Source organism: Corynebacterium sp. HMSC073D01, from assembly GCF_001815555.1.
Classification (GTDB): Bacteria; Actinomycetota; Actinomycetes; order Mycobacteriales; family Mycobacteriaceae; genus Corynebacterium; species Corynebacterium glucuronolyticum.
This window is the reverse complement of record NZ_KV821069.1, coordinates 128,274-128,548: the sequence shown is the minus strand read 5'-3', so window position 1 is coordinate 128,548 and position 275 is coordinate 128,274. Positions and strand designations below refer to the sequence as shown.

General features: G+C 49.8%; 1 protein-coding gene. It reads left to right on the top strand.

The features are described 5' to 3' along the window. Positions 1-275, top strand: a 275-nt coding sequence (locus HMPREF3044_RS13660; protein WP_246821001.1) for an HNH endonuclease signature motif containing protein, incomplete at both ends; no start/stop codon positions are given.

Here is a 275-nt window from a genome sequence, read left to right as displayed (position 1 = left end):
GGTAAGGAGATTGTGGAGGCTGAGCTTGAAAAAGAGGGGATTATTGCTCTTGTCAGTCCCCTGGCTCCTGAAAACTTCGGTTTGTATTCGTTTGAGATGACGGAGGATTCCCGGTTTGCGGATGTGTTGGAGTTTATTAACCAGTCGATTCGTAATCCGGTGTGTCCACATCCGGGGTGTTCGACTCCTGCCAGCGAGTGCCAGGTACACCACATTTGGCCAGTCAAACTCGGCGGGAAGACTGTGTCGTCGAATTTGATGTTGTTGTGTAAGTT